We start from the raw sequence: 17,614 nt of genomic DNA, 5'->3' as shown, positions 1-17,614 counted from the left end.
TATAGCAATAGACAGGTTAGTTAGGACACATAAATTGTATTTTAAGGCAACAGGCAACAGGCAACAGGCAACAGAAAAATGTCCTAATAGCCTTGGCGACTGCTATACTAGAAAAACTTGATTTTTCCTTGAAATTCTCTCCCCTAAATTTAATTACTGAATGTTTGAAAAATAAAAAATATGGTGCTATTGCTACTATTTTTGACAGAGAAGGAGAAGTTGATGTTAAAATTGGCTCTCGTTTTTTTGTTTATCCTGATAATATGACCTATACAGATATTCAAGAAAAAAACTTAAAAAATGCCATCACTGATGACACTATTCATGCTAAAAATACTCGTAAATCTACATCTACTGTTAATAAATACCAATTAGAGTCAGGTAGTGTAGAAGTTTTTATCGACGTTATTAAACCTCCTACTTCTCTGATTCTTTTTGGTGCAGGTCGAGATGTTTTACCTGTAGTAAAATTAGCTAAAGAAATAGGCTGGCACGTTACAGTAGTTGATTGTCGCGCACAGGAAAAAACCTATCAAAGATTTGCTTTTGCAGACAAAATTATTCTCACTCGTCGTGACATTATTAGTCAACAGATATCAATAAAAGAAAATGATTTAGCTGTTGTCATGACTCATAATTATTTTGATGATTATAATATTATCAAATTTCTTCTGCAAACAAAAATTGCTTATTTGGGTGTGATGGGTTCAAAAAATCGTATTGCTAAAATCATAGAAGAATTAAATCCTACTAAAAACCAATTAGAAAAATTATACAGTCCCATCGGTTTGGATATTGGTGCAGATACTCCTGCTGAAATTGCTAACGCAATTATTAGTGAAATTCAAGCAGTTTTAACTAAACGTAATGCTAGTTTCTTAAAGTATCGCTCTCAACCTCTACATCAAAAATATGATGTCCAAGAAAAGCAAATTATAAACCCAAAACAGAGGTTAAAAATTGAAGAAAAATAACGACCAAAAAAATTCTATAGCTGTTATTATTCTTGCTGCTGGTGCATCGAGAAGGATGGGTCAATCTAAGCAATTATTGCCATATAAAGGACAAACTTTACTTAACTATATTACTAAATGTGCTATCGCTTCTCTGGGTAATCCAGTAATAGTAATACTGGGAGCCAATGCCGAAAAAATAAAACCAGAACTTGCTTCACTTCCTATCAACATAATTAAAAATAATCACTGGAATCAAGGAATTAGTAGCTCCATTGGTTGCGGAATTGGCTATATTCAAAAACAAGATTTACAAATAGATGGAGTCGTTTTTCTTACCTGCGATCAGCCTTTTGTTTCAGCCAAACTTATCAAACAACTAATTGATGCTTATTATTCAAACAATAAACCAATAATCGCTAGTCAATATGAGGAAACGTTAGGCATACCTGCTTTATTTTCTCATACTTTTTTCCCAGAACTCATGCACTTAAAAGGCGATCGCGGTGCTAAAAAAATAATCAATAAATATCCAGATTTAGTATATGTAATAGATTTTCCTCAAGGCAAAATTGATTTGGATACATTAGAAAATTATCAGCATTTTATTCAAGGAATTCCCGAGAATAACCTTTGATCACAGTATAAAAAATTTTTGCAAGAACTCTACTCTAACATTAATCTTCTTCTCATCTCATTCTCATCTTGGCAGTTTTGAATAATAATATAGATTAATTCAAAAAGAGGATATTTAACTATGTTAACCAAATCTAAATCACTCCTGCTAGGTATTTGTCTAACTGGCTTGGTTATTCCTTTTTCTTTAGTAGCTAACAGCCATCACAAAGCATCTGCTTCTCATGAGGTTTCCGTGTCACAACTCTATGCAGATAGCTCTAGCAAAAACCTTGGTGGACCCTTAGCCAGAGAATTACAAGGAAAACCTGTTGTTGTTGACATTTACTCCAGTTCCTGTTCAGCTTGCCGAACTCTAGCCCCGGTTCTCTCTGAATTAAAAGAACGATATAAGGGAAAAGCCCATTTTATTGTTTTTGATGTTAGTAATAGAAACACATCTCGTCAAGCAGAAGCAAAGGCTAGAGAATTAGGTTTAGGAGACTTTTTTGCTAAACATAAATCTCAAACAGCCACTGTCACTATTATTGATCCTAATAACGGTAATATCTTAAGTCAAGATCGTAAGAATGCTAATTTGAATGCTTACACTTCGGTATTAGATAATGCTATTGCTCAAAGATAATTAACTTTATTTTATTTTGGTGTAATGTAGAAGTCTGGGATTTTTTCTACTTCAGACTTCTCTTTTATATATATTTTCAAACTCTCCCCGTCTCCCTCTTTTCCTTCCTTCATCATAAGAAGATTTTTATGACTCAACTACAGAAATCACTACCAAAAAAGAAGTCTTTAGGCCGTCCTAAAATAGCAAAAAAATGGTTATTCTATTTTGGATTAGGTTTATTAGCTTTAATTCTAGTTCTCACCTTGGGCCCAGTGATTGGCCATCCTGTTGAAAAACTAATTTCTGTTGTAGAAAACCGTTATCAACAATGGTTTGATAAACAAAATACAAACAACCCCCTTGTTTTATTACCTCTCGCTTTTACTGGTGGTTTATTGGCTAGTATTTCTCCCTGTATCTTAGCCTTACTTCCTGTGAACCTCAGTTATGTCGGTACATTAAATATAGAATCCCGTTGGGATGCTTTTAGAAAAGCTGGTTTTTTTGTACTAGGTGCTGTCACAATTTTAAGTTTATTTGGCTTGGTTTCTTCCTTTGCTGGATTGGTGATGGTGGAATATCGAGGCTATATAAATATTGTGGTTGGCTTAATCATGGCTGTGATGGGATTGTGGTTAATAGGATTTATCAAAATACCTTTACCACAGACGAATTTTAGTCTTCCTGTTGCTGGCCCCTATGGAGTGGGTTTAACCTTTGCTTTAGTGAGTTCTCCCTGTGCTAGTCCGGTTTTATTCGCTGTGTTGGCTGCTGCTGCTGGTACAGGTTCTCAACTGTTAGGAACTCTAACAATGGTTAGCTATGCTTTAGGTTATACTATGCTGATTTTTTTGGCAAGTTTATTTACAGGAATAGCCAAACAAAGTAGGAAGCTATTAAGCCATTCTGAAACAATTATTCGCTTGGGTAGTGTAGCCTTAATTATGACGGGTGCTTATTATTTATTCACCGGAACAAAATGGTTCATCGGTTAACAATTATTAATCATTCTTGATGGGCTGCTCCTAGATAAAGTTGTGCTACTTTAGGATCGTTAAGTAATTCTTCTCCCGTGCCTTCAAAGCGATCGCAGCCATTTTCCAGAACATAAGCCCGGTCAGCCATCATCAGGGCTTTTTTAGCGTTTTGTTCCACTAAAACTATGGCTTTTCCTGTTTCATTAATAGCTTTAATTTGTTCAAAAACGCTATTCACTAAAATGGGTGACAATGCGGCTGAGGGTTCATCTAATAATAAAACATCTGGGTCTAACATTAATGCTCTTCCCATAGCCAACATTTGTCTTTCTCCCCCGGATAGGGTTCCTGCTTTTTGACGACGACGTTCGGCTAGTCTAGGAAACATGGTATATATTTTTTCTTTTTGCTTTTTTAGTGAACTATGACTAATAAATGCTCCCATTTCTAAGTTTTCTTCTATGCTTAAGGTAGCAAATACATTTTGAATTTGGGGAACATAACACATTCCTAGTTTGACAATTTGATCAGACTTAAGACCAGCAATATTTTTGTCTTTAAAAATGATTTCACCTTGATTGGTTTTTAGCAGGCCAAAAATTGTTTTTACTAAGGTAGATTTTCCGGCACCATTAGGGCCAATAACCGCTACTAATTCTCCCAAAGAAATACGAAAGTTTATGCCTTGTAAGATGTTTAAATCTTTGACATATCCAGCATAAACATCCTTAACTTCTAAGATATTTTCCATTGATTTCTAACTTCCATAACTTAAGATGGTGTTTTTTGCAACTCGGGTCTTTCTTCTGCTACGATCGCCCCTTCAACTGGACAAACTTGTAAACAAATTCCACAATCAATACAGGTAGCAAAATCAATCCAATACCAGTCTGTTCCTTTGATATTTTTCCCTGGACCTTCATGAATACAAGCAACTGGACAAGCATCAACGCAGTCGGCAACGCCTTCGCAAGTTTCAGTAACAATAGTGTGTGGCAAGGTTATCTCTCCTTTTTAAATGATACCGTTTGTTATTGTAAACTATCTTAGCCACAATCAATAAAAGTTTTATTCTTAGATAATAACAGTAACACAGTCGTCTTGTCTATTTCACACAAGATGATTATTTGAAATTAAGAACAGGGAACAATTAGAACGAGATCAAGTCAACAATCACTAATTATTTCAATTTGTATAGCTGTTCAAATTGATTTTTGATTACTATATTCAATCTCTTTTAAAATATGTCTAATTCAAATAAGGTTCAAGTTGGATATAATATTAGAAATGTTTTTATTACTTTTATTGTTGTTGTTTTTGTTGTTTTATATTTTTATTTTATAAAATTTGATGGTAATATAACTGGTTTTTTTCGTATTGGTTCAATTTTACCTTTATCTCCTTTTCTTACTCCTGAAAATACTTTAATTTATCAAGGAGAAATAGGCTATGATGGTCAACAATTTTTAAGTTTAGCTCTTGATCCTTTTTTACAAAATCCTGAAACTATTAATAGTTTAGACCATCCTATTTATCGTTACCGTCGCATTTTATATCCTTTAGTTAGCTATATTTTAGGTTTTGGTAATCGCACCTTAATTCCTTATATTATGGTGGGAATTAATGCTGTATCTATTATCGTTATTGTTGCAATTACTAATTTATATTTTAAATCTGATCAGGTTTCAAAATTTCAATCTCTATTTACGTTATGTATTCCTGGGATTTGGATGGTGTTATCTTTAGGAACGGCTGATTTATTTAGTAGTGTCTTTTTAATTGCTTCTTTTTATTGTTATCGTTACGAAAAATATAAGTTAACAGCTTTGTTTATTAGTTTGGGTTGTTTGACGAGAGAAACATTATTGATTGTTTGGTTTGCTTTATTTTTGACAAGTTTAATACAAAAAAGATTTAAACAAATTAACTATTTATTATATGGATTGATTCCCCCTATATTATGGACAGTTTATATTACTTTTTTAGATTTACCTGGTAAAGTAAGAGTTAAAGATAATTTTGGCTTTCCTTTCATGGGAATTATCAATAAGTTTATTAAGATACTAACATCAGGAATTAATGGCAGTAATTTATTTGAAGCTTATATGTTTATTATTCTATTGTTGAGTTTTGCTGCTATTTTTGTTATTTATCTGAAACAGCGTAAACTCAATTTATTAATGCAGATAGGCAATGGTTTTTATAGTGTTATGTTTGTTTTTAGTAGTATCACAATTCTAGGTTATTATTTGGATTACTCACGGGTATTTATGGATGTTTATTTCTTGTTATTACTCAGTGTTAATTATACTAAAATACCCTACAAAACTATACTATTTTCAGCATCAGGAATAGGAAGCTTAGCATTTTTGGTTTTACATTCTTAAACATCCCCATTTTAGGAGTTCGGAGTTAGATATTAGATGTACATTGAGTTCGAGAAAACCGATATTAATTGTGTCATTATTTATGATAAAATACAAAAGTAAAAAACAAATTTTAAGTATAACTTATGTCTTGGCAACGTCCTGATGGCCGTCAACCTAATCAACTTCGTCCTGTTAATTTTGAACTCAATTTTACTCGTTTTTCTGCCGGTTCTGTTTTAGCAGCATTCGGTGAAACAAAAGTGCTTTGCACTGCAAGCATTGAAGATAATGTTCCCCGTTTTCTACTAGGAAGCGGCCAAGGATGGTTAACCGCAGAATATAGAATGTTACCCAGTTCAACACAAGAACGTCAACGCCGAGAGTTATTAAAGCTATCAGGAAGAACCCAAGAAATACAAAGGTTAATCGGTAGAAGTTTACGCTCTTGTATTGATTTAAAACAGTTAGGAGAAAGAACAATTACTATTGATTGTGATGTACTACAAGCTGACGGAGGAACCCGTACAACTTCTATTACAGGAGGATATGTAGCTTTGGGTTTAGCGGTGAAAAAATTACTCAAAACAGGTGACTTAAAGAACTCTCCTCTCAAGTTTCCTGTTGCAGCTATATCAGTAGGACTGATTGAAGGGGAAGCATTTTTAGACTTAAATTATCCTGAAGATTTCAAAGCAGATATTGATTTTAATGTGGTCATGACGGAAAATTTAGACCTCATTGAAGTACAAGGAACAGCCGAAGAAAATAGCTTTAATCGGTCCCAACTTAATCAAATGTTAGACTTAGCAGAAATTGGAATCAAAGAGTTGGTTGAACTACAAAATAAAGTCTTAAGTACAACAGAAAACTAACTAATAAATAGGAAGAGGTGGGGTTAAATGCAGTGAATATGGTACAATTTAAGGATTAAGGCTAAAGATTTAATAAATTAGCAGAAGAAGTGAAGTAAGATCAAAGATAATAACCATCATCACTCATAGAATAGATGTACCTATGAGCGAGATACTTTCCTAAAATCTTCACTAGAAGGAAACAAAGGGAGCAAAATCTAAACAAACCCTTACCATTGACCCTAGAGGAAAACACATTATGATCGTTGTCATGAAAGTTGGTTCACCTGCTGATGAAATTGAACGTATTAGTCAAGAATTTACCAATTGGGGCTTGAGTCCTGAGAAAATCGTTGGTAAACATAAAGTAGTCATCGGCTTAGTAGGAGAAACCGCTTCCCTTGATCCCCTGCAAATACAAGAAATTAGCCCTTGGATAGAAACAGTTTTGCGAGTAGAACAACCGTTTAAACGGGCTAGTTTAGAGTACCGTCATGGAGAATACAGCGAAGTCATTATTAATACCCCAGATGGGCCGGTGAGTGTGGGCAAACATCATCCTGTTGCCGTAGTAGCTGGTCCTTGTTCGGTTGAAAATGAAGCAATGATCGTTGAAACCGCCAAACGTGTTAAAGCCGCCGGTGCCAAGTTTCTACGGGGTGGGGCTTACAAACCTCGCACCTCTCCCTATTCTTTCCAAGGCCATGGAGAAAGTGCCTTAGAATTACTCGCTGCTGCTAGAGAAGCAAGTGGTTTAGGGATTATTACAGAAGTGATGGATGCTGCGGACTTAGACAAAATTGGTGAAGTAGCTGATGTCATCCAAGTAGGGGCAAGAAATATGCAAAACTTCGCCCTCCTCAAAAAAGTCGGCGCTCAAGATAAACCCGTTTTATTGAAACGAGGAATGTCAGCCACTATTGACGAATGGTTGATGGCTGCTGAATATGTTTTGGCCGGTGGCAACCCTAACGTAATTCTCTGTGAACGTGGTATCCGTACCTTTGACGGAAAATACACTCGTAACACCTTAGATTTATCAGTATTACCTGTATTACGGTCTTTGACTCACTTACCCATCATGATCGATCCCAGTCATGGTACCGGGAAATCTGACTATGTTCCTGCTATGGCCGCTGCTGCGATCGCTGCTGACACGGATTCTTTGATGATCGAAGTTCATCCCAACCCTGCCAAAGCGTTATCAGATGGACCCCAATCTCTCACCCCTGATAAGTTTGACCGTGTGATGCAAGATTTATCTATTATTGGTAAAACTGTTAATCGTTGGCCTCAAGCTGAAGCAGTTTTGGCTTAGATTTCTCCATTAAGCAAGGTTTGAAAACCTTAATTTTCCGGCCATTAATGCTACTAAAAGTGAGAGGATAATTTGAGTTTTTTCTATTCTCATTATCTCCTCGCTTTTTTAATAACAAGTTATACTTTGGTGATGAGGAGTTAGAAAAGGCCAAGAAAATGTTTCTACAAGTTTACATCCCTAAATGGATTAATAATCTGTAGGGTATTATTAATAATTAAACCATCCTGCATATCTTCCGAGTAAAGAATTTTGGCATCCTCTAAAATAGCACTAGCGACGATGAGACTATCCCAAAATGAAATCAAGTATCGATCCCGTAACTTAACAGCAAATTGAATGGTTTCAAAAGAGAGTGGTATAATTTCACACCCTTGGGATAATTCTTCTATTAATATCTCAATTTTATGGTTATCAAACTTTGCTTTCCGAATTAAATTAGCACAAATTTCATTGACAACTTGTGTACTAATTATAATGTTGGGATAATTGGTGATAGTTGTAGCGATTTTTTGTTTAGGGATAGCATTAGCATCACGAGGGTTGAGAATGAAACGATACAGCCAAATATTAGAGTCAATAAAACAGAGTTGAGATTCACCAGCGTTCATTAGCTTCCTCTCTTGTCAATGGCTTAAAATCTTCAATTTTGAGAGGATTAGAGGTTAATTGAGCGATTAATCCTTGTTTGGGAAAACTTTTTTTTTTGGGACTTGAATTTAATTCTATAATAAGTTTTACAGATTCACCTTCAGTGAGTTCAAGGTTAGTTAAAGGACGTAAAACACCGTTTTCAAATATTGCTTGACAGTTTTGTGGATTCATATTTAGTTCCGACTCAGATTACTCTTATTTTAACCGATGAATGAACACAGTTAACTTGAATTTTGTCCAACTACTTATATAGTTAAGACTTTCTCTTCGGTTTACTAACTCTTTTAAAGTCCAAACTTGGACTACCAAAATTAATAAGTAATCCAATATCTAAACCATAAGCTTCTAGGTAATTAATTGCTTGTGCTAAGTGAGCATTTTCCATTCTAATAACTGCTTTTAATTCCACCATAACTTCACCTTCAACAAAAAAATCAACTCGTCTTCTTCCTATTTGATTACCTTTATAAAAAATAGGCATTTCATGTTCTCTGGAAAAAGATAATCCCTGTAATGTCATTTCCTGTGCTAATGCTCGCTGATAAATGACTTCTTGAAACCCATTCCCTAGAATACTATGTACTTCCATTGCACAACCTATGATTTTTCCTATTAGCTTGCTCTTGGGATATTGAGGATTAATAAACGTCATGACTATGATTTTTTTGATTGTTTGATTGACTATGATTTTAGTTTACCCATAATCTTGATGATATGGTTCTATGATTATAATTAGAGTCTCTAGTCTGAATCATTATCGTCTAAGTTGCAGTTTTAATAATTAAGTCATAATTTTGATTAAGTTATTGTTCCCGTTTAAGATTAATCAGCCTATCATGGAATTATCCCTCAAAAAAATCATCACAGTCTATCAAAAAATCACACAAATCATAGTAAAGACAGATGGATGAAAAACGTACTCAACAATATCTAAACCTAATTAATCAACTATTAACTTGTAATCAAGGCAATGAACCTGGAATATTACAAGAAAATCAAGAATTATTAGATCAGGGTTCCCTAGAGCTAATGATAGCAGTAGGGCAAAAATATGGGGATGCAGGAAGGGAAAATGAGGCGCAACAGTTAGCCGAAGTATTAGGGTTATTACAAAATGAAAATCTATGAACCACAAATACCTATGATGACTATCCATCATTATAATGAAGAAATACTATCAACTTAGATTGATTTTCACTACTTATGATACACTACCTATAATTAGAAACTTGATAAGATTTCTCTTTACCTCCGAATGATAACTAAAAAGATCACAACACTATTTATTATGGTGTTTGAAGTTGATAAGATTCCTCGTTCCCTCCGAATGACAGCTAATCTGAAAAATAATCACTCTGAACACCGTCAAGAATTGTTACAATATGGCTCATCTATCATGTTTGACATCAATTTATGATTTGGCCATTTAAACCCAGACCCAGTAAACAAATAGCCCGCATTGAAATTACAGGGGCCATCGCTTCAGAAACTCGCAAATATGTTCTTAATGCCCTAGAAACCGTTAAAGAAAAGAAATTTCCAGCTTTATTGTTACGTATTGACTCCCCAGGAGGAACCGTCGGCGACTCCCAAGAAATTTACGAAGCTTTAAAACGACTACAAGATAAAGTGAAAATTGTAGCAAGTTTCGGCAATATTTCCGCATCTGGTGGGGTTTATATTGGTATGGGCGCACAACATATCATGGCTAACCCTGGAACCATCACTGGCAGTATTGGAGTGATTTTACGAGGCAATAATTTAGAAAGGTTATTAGACAAAGTTGGGGTGTCTTTCAAAGTTATTAAATCTGGTCCCTATAAGGACATTCTAGCCTTTGATCGCGAATTAACTGACGAAGAACAACATATCCTACAAGAGATGATTGATGTCAGCTATCAACAGTTTGTTACTACCGTCGCCCAAGGTAGAAACCTAGACGTTGATAAAGTCAAAACCTTCGCCGATGGTCGTATTTTTACGGGACAACAAGCCTTAGAATTAGGAGTAGTAGATAGATTAGGTACAGAAGAAGATGCCCGTGTTTGGGCGGCTGAGTTAGCAGGATTAAACCCAGATAAAGCCACCTGTTATGATATTGAAGAGCCAAAACCCTTATTGAGTCGGGTTCTCTCTCGTAATCAAAGTAAATCAAAACTGGGAACAGCTATCAACTGGCTAGAATTTGAATTGAAAACCAATGGTCAACCCTTGTGGTTATATCGCCCTTAAATTAGGTTAAACCAAAACAAAAAATGGCTCTAGGGGTGAGACAATAGGAGTGCATAAGTAACAGCCAATATTGTTGGAGGGATGCGATCGTGGAGTGGAAAGTACGGGGAATTCGAGGGGCAACCACAGTCAGAGAAAATAGCCCAGAAGCCATAGGAGAAGCCGTTCGTGAGTTGTTAAATATTATCGAAAGCCAAAATCAACTCAATGCTGAAGATATTGTTAGCGTCACCTTCACCGCTACTCAGGATCTCGACGCGATCTTTCCTGCTGCGATCGCCCGTCAACGCCCCCATTGGGAAAACGTACCTCTACTGGATGTCCAGCAAATGTCTGTTCAGAACAGCTTAGAACGCTGTATACGGGTTCTGATTCACGTTAATACCCCAAAACCGCAAAAAGAAGTTTCTCACGTCTATTTGCATGGTGCTTCTAATCTGCGTCCTGATTGGGGTTTAACCCATACCAGTTCTTCTGTATCAACTCATTCTTAAAAGGTAGCCCTTAAAAACCTCAAGTTTCAAGGATTAAATCAATGGCATTAGTAATTAGTACCGTTAACATGAAAGGTGGTGTGGGCAAAACTACATTAACCGTCAATTTAGCCACCTGTTTAGCCAAAAATCACGGAAAACGAGTATTGGTTCTCGATTTAGATGCTCAAATTAGTGCCACCCTTAGTTTAATGTCGCCCCATGAATTCGCCCAAACCAGAAAAAAACGGCGGACGCTTAGTTATTTATTAGATAATATTATTCAACCTAATCCTTACAGTAAACTGGATATTCATGACATTATTCAACCCTATATTTGTGGTATAGAAGGACTAGATTTATTACCAGGAGATTTGGAATTATATGATGAGTATATTGTTTCCGAAACCCTACATAAACAAGCCGCAATTATAGAAAATCCTGATTTTGAAACTGTTTGGAATCATTTTGAGCGGGTTTTGATTCAGAAAATTTTAGAACCTGTTTTAGAGCATTATCACTTTGTAATTATGGACTGCGCGCCGGGTTATAATCTTTTGACAAGAAGCGGATTATCTGCTAGTGATTACTATTTATTGCCAGCAAGACCGGAACCTTTATCTGTAGTGGGAATGCAATTATTAGAAAGAAGAATTGCTAAATTAAAAGAAAGTCATCTAAATGATCAGCCCCTAAATTTGAATTTATTAGGAGTAGTTTTTATCTCATCGGGAGGCGGTTTATTAAGTCGTTATTACAATCGAGTAATGCGACGAGTACAAACAGATTTTGCACCGCAACAACTCTTTAAAACCTCAATTCCCATGGATGTTAATGTGACTAAGGCAGTGGATAATTTTATGCCAGTTGTTACTTCTATGCCTAATTCTAGTGGTTCTAAAGCATTTATGAAACTAGCTGAGGAATTTTTAGGTAAGTTACCTTCTTGAGCAATTGTTGATTGTTAATTCTTAATTATTAATTGCAAATGATTAGCCGTGAGACGATCATTAATTTGTTGTTTCCAAATATATAAATCTTGCTCAAATTGAGGATATTGTAAACCCTTGCGCCAGAGAACTAAAGCATCTTCTCCTGTGGTTTGATAATATCCTTTTCGTTGTCCTGCCACCTCAAAACCAAACTTTTGATATAAACAGAGGGCCGGTTGATTAGAAACCCTGACTTCTAGAGTAGCACGTTCAAGATTTCGATTAACCGCATCCCTCAATAAACCATAGAGCAATAATTGACCCAACCCTTGACCTTGATACTCAGGGGAAATCATCAGTAGTGTAATATGGGCTTCCTCTAAAATTTCCCAAAAACACCCAAAACCAAGAATAGTTTGGGTTGAATCAGAAGACAAAACCCAAAAATGACTATTGGAACTCATTAACTCCCGTTGATAGCCATTTTTTGACCATAAACCCCCAAGACAACACTGATCTAAAGCGACCAGTTCATCGAGATCGGTCAATTGAGGTTGATGAAATGTAATTGATAGAAATGACATTGAAAAAGTTAAAATTCAGTTACCAGTTATTGTCACTGTTCACTGTTCAAAGAACTGATATCGTCAAGATACAGACACTAATTCCCCAAGTTAGACCGATCAAAACTTGGAAGGGAGTATGTCCGAGTAACTCCTTCAATCTCTCTTCATTGAGATGGTGGTTGTCGTGTAAAAATTCATCCAGTAACTGATTGAGAATGCGCGCTTGTTTTCCGGCTGCTTGACGCACTCCGGCCGCATCGTACATGACAATAACAGCAAATAAACAAGCAATAGCAAACTCTGGACTTTCCCATCCCTTAGTGAGACCAACCCCTGTGGCTAAAGCCCCAACTAAGGCTGAATGAGCGCTCGGCATTCCCCCTGTGCTAACCAAGTAGCGGAAATTAATTTTGCGATGACGAATCAACTCAATAATTAATTTTAATCCTTGGGCAGAAAAACAGGCTATTAGGGACACCAACAGTATTTTGTTGTGAAAAATTGCTTCAAAATCCTGCATAATTAACGGTGAAAACGTTTAGTTTTTGCGAGCAACAATAAATTGGGCGATCGCTTCTAAGGGTTGGGCAGCTTGGCCGTAGGGACTCAGTTGGGCGATCGCATCGTCAATCAGGGCTTGAGCTTGTTTTTGGGATTCTTCTAAGCCCCATAAACTCGGATAAGTGGCTTTCTGCGCCAGTTGATCTTTTCCTGCGGTTTTGCCTAAGTCTTCACTGCTGGCAGTTACGTCTAAAATATCATCGATGATTTGAAACGCTAAACCAATGTTCTGAGCGTAACGAGAAAGCCTTTGGATGTCCTCGGGCTTAGCTCCGGCTAAAATTGCTCCAGATACCACAGAAGTCTCTAATAAAGCCCCTGTTTTGTGGATATGGATAAATTTTAGGGTGTCTACGGTGACATCGGATCTACCTTCCGATTCTAAGTCTAACACTTGACCCCCGACTAATCCGGCTGCCCCGACGGTGCGTCCTAAACGGGCAATGACATCGATGAGGTTAGGGTAATCGACATTACGGGTTTGGGTGGCAACGTATTCAAAGGCGTAGGATAATAAAGCGTCTCCTGCCAAAATGGCGATATCTTCTCCATAAACCTTATGATTGGTCAATTTTCCCCGTCTATAGTCATCGTTATCCATAGCAGGGAGATCGTCATGAATCAAAGACATGGTATGGATCATTTCTAGGGCGCAAGCTGTGGGGACTGACATTTCTACGGTTCCACCCATTAGTTCACAGGTGGTTAGGCAGAGAATGGGGCGTAATCGTTTTCCTCCTGCCAACAGAGAATAACGCATTGCTTCGTAGACTTTTTCGGGACGGGTAATAGGAAGGGATTGATCTAAGGCCGCTTCAACTAACTGTTTTTTCTCTTTAAGATAGGACGCAAGTTCAAAGTTCGATGCTTCTGTGTGCGTCACACGGTCTTCACCTGTCATAACCATGTCTGATTGCCTATAGTTAAGGATTATTTTGTATCATTTCTATCCGTTTACTTTATCAAAAATCGTATCAAACATGAAAGCGTTAGCATTAAATTGACATATTTTTCCTCTACTACACTAAAATAAGGCTTCTGACTTCCTTCCACTGGGTGTATAAATATTTCAGTTGGGGGAGTGTAGAGAAGTAATTATTAATTGTTAATTTCTAAAGACATTACTATTTGAATATATAAGGATTTTTATTGCTTAAAATTCCTTGTAAATCAGGAATAACATCAGGAGAATTGATGTTTTGTTTTAACCACATTTGTTTTTTTATATCCCAATTCCAATATTTTCTTAAATATTTTTTGATCGCTTCGGTTTCTTCAGGAGAACTGAGAAAAAAGGAACGGAATAAACTTTGATCACGACTTTCAATTAAGGCTGTTTTTAAATCAATAGTGTTTAATCTTTTTAAAACTAATGGGCAGCAAAAGAAATAAATCATAGTAGTTATGAGTTCGACTTAAAAGTTTAGTCGGGATTATTTTCCCTGATACCATCCCAAACTTGGTTTTCTTGTGAATTAACTCCCCGTCTCCCCGTCAAAATTGTTACTCATATTGATGTTGACAACAGGAAATAATCAAGAATCTCTACACATATTTTGATTTAATAGGTTACAGTATAAATATATACAACTATTGTTTTTTTTCGATTTTCTTTATTAAGTTATCTGAAATTATTTCTTAACAAAACTTTATCGTAAAAGGGATGAAAAATCCACCCTAAATCGGATAAGTTAGTGAATAGCAAGAGAAAAAATCATTTCCAGTGTGAAGGAGGCAGTCAAATGTTTAAGATATTCTATAGTTTAACCTCAAACACTTCTTTTTCCATAGATAAATTGATTTTTTTGTGATTAGATAGACAAAAAATACCAGTGATTTTGGTAGCCTGGTAAAAAACCAGTTACCTCGAATCCTGATTGGTTAAGGCTGGAGGCGATAGTCAATAGATTAGATAGAAAACAGTCAATTTTAGCTTTTGTTAATCTTTTTGACCTTGTGTGGTTATTGATTAGTGTTTCAGAAGAAGTCCACTTAATTATTAATATAATCTTAAATATTCTACCCTGAAACTGATACTAAATCATCTGTAATTACTTACATAGCTGACCTCGTCTCCTCTCCCATTGTTCCTGAACTTGTTCAACCCGTTTTACTCCTCGGAATTATCAGCTTATGAATACGATACAAATGATGCAAACGGAATCAACCAATGAATTGTTACCCTCTCAAATGGAAGCAGAGGGACTTGAACAAACAGACAACGAATTACAATCTGTTGAGGTAGAACTTTCTTCTTTATCTGATGAGTTAGGTAATCAGTATCCGGATGGATATCGGAAAACGGTTTCTGATGATACTGTAGGGGCATTTTTCAAAGAAATGTCTCGCTATCCTTTGTTAAACGCCGAAGAAGAGATAGAATTAGCCCACCATGTTCAATTTTTAGTTGAAGCAGAAGAAGCTAAACAGCAACTACGAGAAGAGTTACAACGTAACCCAAACAAAGCAGAATGGGCGAAAGCGATGGATTTTGAAACTGCTAAGCAATTCGACCATCGTTTACATCGGGGACGAACTGCTAAGCGGAAAATGATTCGTTCTAATTTGCGTTTGGTGGTGTCTATTGCCAAACGTTATCTTAATCGTGGTGTTCCTTTCCTAGATTTAATTCAAGAAGGGGCCATTGGTCTTAATCGCGCGGCAGAAAAATTTGACCCCAATAAGGGTTATAAATTTTCTACTTATGCTTATTGGTGGATTCGTCAAGCTATTACTCGAACCATTGCTAATGATGCGAGAACTATTCGTTTGCCGATTCATGTTGTAGAAAAATTAAACAAACTGAAAAAGGCCCAACGAATTCTTAAACAAAAATTACAACGCAACCCCAACGAAAAAGAACTGGCCGATGAGTTAGAAGTAACTCCCCCCCAACTGCGTCAGTTATTGCAACTACGGAGACAGTCTTTATCTTTAAATCATCGGGTGGGTAAAGGAGAAGACACGGAGTTAGTTGATTTACTGGAAGACCAAGACTTACAACTCCCTGAAGAGTTGATGAACGAAGGAATGTTACAGTACGAAGTTTCGGCGGTATTGAGTGATGTTTTAACCCAACGAGAAAAGGATGTTATTTCTTTACGTTATGGGTTATGTACTTCTCAACCCCATACCCTAGAAGAAGTAGGAGGTATTTTTAATTTATCCCGTGAACGAGTTCGTCAAATTCAAAGCAAAGCTATGCGTAAGTTACGTCGTCCTCAGGTTGCCCGTCGTCTCAAAGGATGGCTACATTAAGAACAATGAAATAGGTATGGGGTGGAACAAGAAAAACTTACCAACCATACCTATTATGAATTCTTGAAAGTCTAAAAGTTTATTAATTCCTTAGTAGAGATATGTTAATAGTATTAGCAGGAAAAAAAAGCTCAAGGTGCTATTGAATTTTACAAAGAATGTGACAAAAATATATATTTAAAAAAGCAGATAGGACATGGCTAGCTATTCCTAAGAAAATCATTGAATCAGATATTAAAATTTTAGCTAAAGTTCATATCAATTTTGAATCGAAATAACTAATTATTTTTTGAATTATACTTTAAGTATTTTAGAGGCTTTTTGTAAGCAAAAAATTAAGTAGTGGACTGTTTCATTTAAGATGAGGTAATAGCAATGTGAGCAAGATGCTCACAAGCTGTAAAAATAGCGAGCAAGATGCTCGCACTACCTTTAATCTAATGCAACAAATTAACTGAAACAATCTGCTACAATTATATATTATTATTAAACTATCTATAATTAACCGAAAATATCATTAATAGTTAAACTAACATCAGGAAAAGCTAAAGGAGAAATAGACTCAACATTTTTCTGTTGTTCTAGATAAGTTTTATCTTGAGGTTGTCGATAAACTTCTAAAGTTTTGTTATTCAAATTAACAATCCAAACTTCATTAATATTACTTTCAGCATAAAGGGGTAACTTTATTTCTTGATCATATTTTATTGTACTATCAGCAACTTCAATCAAGAGATAAATATCTTCAGCTTCAGGAATTTTACTTTCATAAAAATCAGAACGAGGTTTGAGAAGAACAATATCTGGTTGCGGTTCAGAATAGTTATCTAATCTGATAGAATTTTGTACACTAACAATAACTTTATTTCCAAGTAATGGAGGAAATAAGTTTGTTAAGCGGTTAACAGCAGCAGCGTGTTTTCTTCCAATAGGTGACATAGCAATAATTTCTCCTCCTATTAATTCTACCCTATCTTCTGGGGTTAAAATTCCTGTTTCTGCCATTTTGCGGTATTCATTAACATTAAATTTTCGGGTAATTACTTGCATAAACTCAACTCCTATTTTTGTTAAAAAATAAATCAAGTTAATTGAATTATTGATCAGTGCAACATTCTCATAAAAAGAAAATACTCTTAACCTTATTAACAGCATTTCATCCATATTTAGATTATATTTTCTCCCCTCACTATCTGAGTGAACAAAAGCAGTGTACAATAAACCATT

22 protein-coding genes are annotated in these 17,614 nt (G+C 35.7%); 12 read left to right on the top strand and 10 right to left on the bottom strand.

What is annotated here, in order from left to right; all coding sequences use genetic code 11:
• Positions 1–92: 92 nt before the first annotated feature.
• The 4 genes from QNJ66_RS09490 to QNJ66_RS09475 all read left to right on the top strand — a co-directional run bounded on the left by QNJ66_RS09490 (position 93) and on the right by QNJ66_RS09475 (position 3,191).
• A complete protein-coding gene (locus QNJ66_RS09490; RefSeq protein WP_300505636.1) occupies positions 93–974 on the top strand; it encodes an XdhC family protein in 882 nt (293 codons plus the stop codon).
• Positions 961–1,590, top strand: a complete 630-nt coding sequence (locus QNJ66_RS09485; protein WP_300505634.1) for a nucleotidyltransferase family protein — start codon at positions 961–963, stop codon at positions 1,588–1,590. The genes QNJ66_RS09490 and QNJ66_RS09485 overlap by 14 nt, the downstream gene beginning before the upstream one ends.
• Positions 1,591–1,710: 120 nt before the next feature.
• The gene (locus QNJ66_RS09480; RefSeq protein ID WP_300505631.1) at positions 1,711–2,214 is read left to right on the top strand and encodes a thioredoxin domain-containing protein; all 504 of its coding nucleotides are present in this window, start codon (positions 1,711–1,713) and stop codon (positions 2,212–2,214) included.
• A 128-nt stretch (positions 2,215–2,342) separates the two neighbouring features.
• A complete protein-coding gene (locus QNJ66_RS09475; RefSeq protein ID WP_300505629.1) occupies positions 2,343–3,191 on the top strand; it encodes a cytochrome c biogenesis CcdA family protein in 849 nt (282 codons plus the stop codon).
• 10 nt (positions 3,192–3,201) lie between these two features.
• Here QNJ66_RS09475 and QNJ66_RS09470 read toward each other — a convergent pair whose 3' ends face one another.
• A complete protein-coding gene (locus QNJ66_RS09470; RefSeq protein ID WP_300505626.1) occupies positions 3,202–3,924 on the bottom strand; it encodes an ABC transporter ATP-binding protein in 723 nt (240 codons plus the stop codon).
• A 20-nt stretch (positions 3,925–3,944) separates the two neighbouring features.
• On the bottom strand, positions 3,945–4,172 hold the full coding sequence (locus tag QNJ66_RS09465) for a ferredoxin family protein (RefSeq protein ID WP_300505624.1): 228 nt from the start codon (positions 4,170–4,172) through the stop codon (positions 3,945–3,947).
• Positions 4,173–4,417: 245 nt separating this feature from the next.
• On the opposite strand from QNJ66_RS09465, the gene QNJ66_RS09460 reads away from it, so the two are divergent.
• The 3 genes from QNJ66_RS09460 to aroF all read left to right on the top strand — a co-directional run bounded on the left by QNJ66_RS09460 (position 4,418) and on the right by aroF (position 7,711).
• A complete protein-coding gene (locus QNJ66_RS09460; RefSeq protein ID WP_300505621.1) occupies positions 4,418–5,560 on the top strand; it encodes an AZOBR_p60025 family cell surface glycopolymer formation protein in 1,143 nt (380 codons plus the stop codon).
• A 125-nt stretch (positions 5,561–5,685) separates the two neighbouring features.
• A complete protein-coding gene (rph, locus tag QNJ66_RS09455; RefSeq protein WP_300505618.1) occupies positions 5,686–6,414 on the top strand; it encodes a ribonuclease PH in 729 nt (242 codons plus the stop codon).
• A 238-nt stretch (positions 6,415–6,652) separates the two neighbouring features.
• Positions 6,653–7,711, top strand: coding sequence for a 3-deoxy-7-phosphoheptulonate synthase (aroF, locus tag QNJ66_RS09450; protein ID WP_300505615.1), 1,059 nt, complete (start codon positions 6,653–6,655; stop codon positions 7,709–7,711).
• Positions 7,712–7,875: 164 nt separating this feature from the next.
• Here aroF and QNJ66_RS09445 read toward each other — a convergent pair whose 3' ends face one another.
• The 3 genes from QNJ66_RS09445 to QNJ66_RS09435 all read right to left on the bottom strand — a co-directional run bounded on the left by QNJ66_RS09445 (position 7,876) and on the right by QNJ66_RS09435 (position 9,017).
• Positions 7,876–8,322 (bottom strand): PIN domain-containing protein, encoded by a 447-nt coding sequence (locus QNJ66_RS09445; RefSeq protein ID WP_300505612.1) that lies wholly within the window; start codon positions 8,320–8,322, stop codon positions 7,876–7,878.
• Positions 8,309–8,536, bottom strand: a complete 228-nt coding sequence (locus QNJ66_RS09440) for an antitoxin family protein (protein ID WP_300505609.1) — start codon at positions 8,534–8,536, stop codon at positions 8,309–8,311. Before QNJ66_RS09440 ends, QNJ66_RS09445 begins: the two co-directional genes overlap by 14 nt.
• 82 nt (positions 8,537–8,618) lie before the next feature.
• Entirely contained in the window at positions 8,619–9,017 is a 399-nt protein-coding gene (locus QNJ66_RS09435; protein ID WP_300505607.1) for a GxxExxY protein, read from the bottom strand.
• Between the two features lie 251 nt (positions 9,018–9,268).
• Here QNJ66_RS09435 and QNJ66_RS09430 point away from each other — a divergent pair, with 251 nt between their 5' ends.
• The 4 genes from QNJ66_RS09430 (at position 9,269) to QNJ66_RS09415 (ending at position 12,020) form a co-directional block, all read left to right on the top strand.
• On the top strand, positions 9,269–9,493 hold the full coding sequence (locus QNJ66_RS09430; protein WP_300505604.1) for a hypothetical protein: 225 nt from the start codon (positions 9,269–9,271) through the stop codon (positions 9,491–9,493).
• Positions 9,494–9,778: 285 nt separating this feature from the next.
• The gene (gene sppA, locus QNJ66_RS09425) at positions 9,779–10,597 is read left to right on the top strand and encodes a signal peptide peptidase SppA (protein ID WP_300505601.1); all 819 of its coding nucleotides are present in this window, start codon (positions 9,779–9,781) and stop codon (positions 10,595–10,597) included.
• An 89-nt stretch (positions 10,598–10,686) separates the two neighbouring features.
• Complete coding sequence (aroH, locus tag QNJ66_RS09420) at positions 10,687–11,091, top strand: chorismate mutase (RefSeq protein WP_300505598.1); 405 nt, start codon at positions 10,687–10,689, stop codon at positions 11,089–11,091.
• A 41-nt stretch (positions 11,092–11,132) separates the two neighbouring features.
• Positions 11,133–12,020 carry a ParA family protein gene (locus QNJ66_RS09415; protein WP_300505596.1) on the top strand — a complete coding sequence of 296 codons (888 nt, stop codon included), beginning with the start codon at positions 11,133–11,135 and terminating at the stop codon, positions 12,018–12,020.
• A gap of 14 nt (positions 12,021–12,034) precedes the next feature.
• Here QNJ66_RS09415 and rimI read toward each other — a convergent pair whose 3' ends face one another.
• The 4 genes from rimI to QNJ66_RS09395 all read right to left on the bottom strand — a co-directional run bounded on the left by rimI (position 12,035) and on the right by QNJ66_RS09395 (position 14,526).
• Positions 12,035–12,586, bottom strand: coding sequence for a ribosomal protein S18-alanine N-acetyltransferase (gene rimI / locus QNJ66_RS09410; RefSeq protein WP_300505594.1), 552 nt, complete (start codon positions 12,584–12,586; stop codon positions 12,035–12,037).
• Between the two features lie 46 nt (positions 12,587–12,632).
• Positions 12,633–13,088: a divergent PAP2 family protein gene (locus QNJ66_RS09405; protein ID WP_300505592.1), complete on the bottom strand. Its 456-nt coding sequence runs from the start codon at positions 13,086–13,088 to the stop codon at positions 12,633–12,635.
• 18 nt (positions 13,089–13,106) lie between these two features.
• Positions 13,107–14,036 carry a geranylgeranyl diphosphate synthase CrtE gene (gene crtE / locus QNJ66_RS09400; protein WP_300505591.1) on the bottom strand — a complete coding sequence of 310 codons (930 nt, stop codon included), beginning with the start codon at positions 14,034–14,036 and terminating at the stop codon, positions 13,107–13,109.
• Positions 14,037–14,253: 217 nt separating this feature from the next.
• Entirely contained in the window at positions 14,254–14,526 is a 273-nt protein-coding gene (locus QNJ66_RS09395) for a hypothetical protein (protein ID WP_300505589.1), read from the bottom strand.
• Positions 14,527–15,262: 736 nt separating this feature from the next.
• Between QNJ66_RS09395 and QNJ66_RS09390 the strand changes: the two genes are divergently transcribed.
• Complete coding sequence (locus QNJ66_RS09390) at positions 15,263–16,387, top strand: RNA polymerase sigma factor, RpoD/SigA family (protein WP_300505587.1); 1,125 nt, start codon at positions 15,263–15,265, stop codon at positions 16,385–16,387.
• Positions 16,388–16,888: 501 nt separating this feature from the next.
• Here QNJ66_RS09390 and QNJ66_RS09385 read toward each other — a convergent pair.
• Entirely contained in the window at positions 16,889–17,437 is a 549-nt protein-coding gene (locus QNJ66_RS09385; RefSeq protein WP_300505585.1) for a Uma2 family endonuclease, read from the bottom strand.
• Positions 17,438–17,614 lie beyond the last annotated feature (177 nt).

It is taken from the genome of Crocosphaera sp. (genome assembly GCF_030064895.1).
Classification (GTDB): Bacteria; Cyanobacteriota; Cyanobacteriia; order Cyanobacteriales; family Microcystaceae; genus Crocosphaera.
Note: the sequence above shows the minus strand (reverse complement) of the source record. Positions and strands in the feature narration are given on the sequence as shown.

What these genes read in the sequence shown, in the direction of transcription:
- QNJ66_RS09480 (WP_300505631.1), top strand. Translation starts at nt 1,711, where the DNA reads ATGTTAACCAAATCTAAATCACTCCTGCTAGGTATTTGTCTAACTGGC.
- QNJ66_RS09475 (WP_300505629.1), top strand. Translation starts at nt 2,343, where the DNA reads ATGACTCAACTACAGAAATCACTACCAAAAAAGAAGTCTTTAGGCCGT.
- QNJ66_RS09470 (WP_300505626.1), bottom strand. Translation starts at nt 3,924, where the DNA reads ATGGAAAATATCTTAGAAGTTAAGGATGTTTATGCTGGATATGTCAAA.
- QNJ66_RS09460 (WP_300505621.1), top strand. Translation starts at nt 4,418, where the DNA reads ATGTCTAATTCAAATAAGGTTCAAGTTGGATATAATATTAGAAATGTT.
- rph (WP_300505618.1), top strand. Translation starts at nt 5,686, where the DNA reads ATGTCTTGGCAACGTCCTGATGGCCGTCAACCTAATCAACTTCGTCCT.
- aroF (WP_300505615.1), top strand. Translation starts at nt 6,653, where the DNA reads ATGATCGTTGTCATGAAAGTTGGTTCACCTGCTGATGAAATTGAACGT.
- QNJ66_RS09445 (WP_300505612.1), bottom strand. Translation starts at nt 8,322, where the DNA reads ATGAACGCTGGTGAATCTCAACTCTGTTTTATTGACTCTAATATTTGG.
- QNJ66_RS09440 (WP_300505609.1), bottom strand. Translation starts at nt 8,536, where the DNA reads ATGAATCCACAAAACTGTCAAGCAATATTTGAAAACGGTGTTTTACGT.
- QNJ66_RS09435 (WP_300505607.1), bottom strand. Translation starts at nt 9,017, where the DNA reads ATGACGTTTATTAATCCTCAATATCCCAAGAGCAAGCTAATAGGAAAA.
- QNJ66_RS09430 (WP_300505604.1), top strand. Translation starts at nt 9,269, where the DNA reads ATGGATGAAAAACGTACTCAACAATATCTAAACCTAATTAATCAACTA.
- sppA (WP_300505601.1), top strand. Translation starts at nt 9,779, where the DNA reads ATGATTTGGCCATTTAAACCCAGACCCAGTAAACAAATAGCCCGCATT.
- QNJ66_RS09415 (WP_300505596.1), top strand. Translation starts at nt 11,133, where the DNA reads ATGGCATTAGTAATTAGTACCGTTAACATGAAAGGTGGTGTGGGCAAA.
- rimI (WP_300505594.1), bottom strand. Translation starts at nt 12,586, where the DNA reads ATGTCATTTCTATCAATTACATTTCATCAACCTCAATTGACCGATCTC.
- QNJ66_RS09405 (WP_300505592.1), bottom strand. Translation starts at nt 13,088, where the DNA reads ATGCAGGATTTTGAAGCAATTTTTCACAACAAAATACTGTTGGTGTCC.
- crtE (WP_300505591.1), bottom strand. Translation starts at nt 14,036, where the DNA reads ATGGTTATGACAGGTGAAGACCGTGTGACGCACACAGAAGCATCGAAC.
- QNJ66_RS09395 (WP_300505589.1), bottom strand. Translation starts at nt 14,526, where the DNA reads ATGATTTATTTCTTTTGCTGCCCATTAGTTTTAAAAAGATTAAACACT.
- QNJ66_RS09390 (WP_300505587.1), top strand. Translation starts at nt 15,263, where the DNA reads ATGAATACGATACAAATGATGCAAACGGAATCAACCAATGAATTGTTA.
- QNJ66_RS09385 (WP_300505585.1), bottom strand. Translation starts at nt 17,437, where the DNA reads ATGCAAGTAATTACCCGAAAATTTAATGTTAATGAATACCGCAAAATG.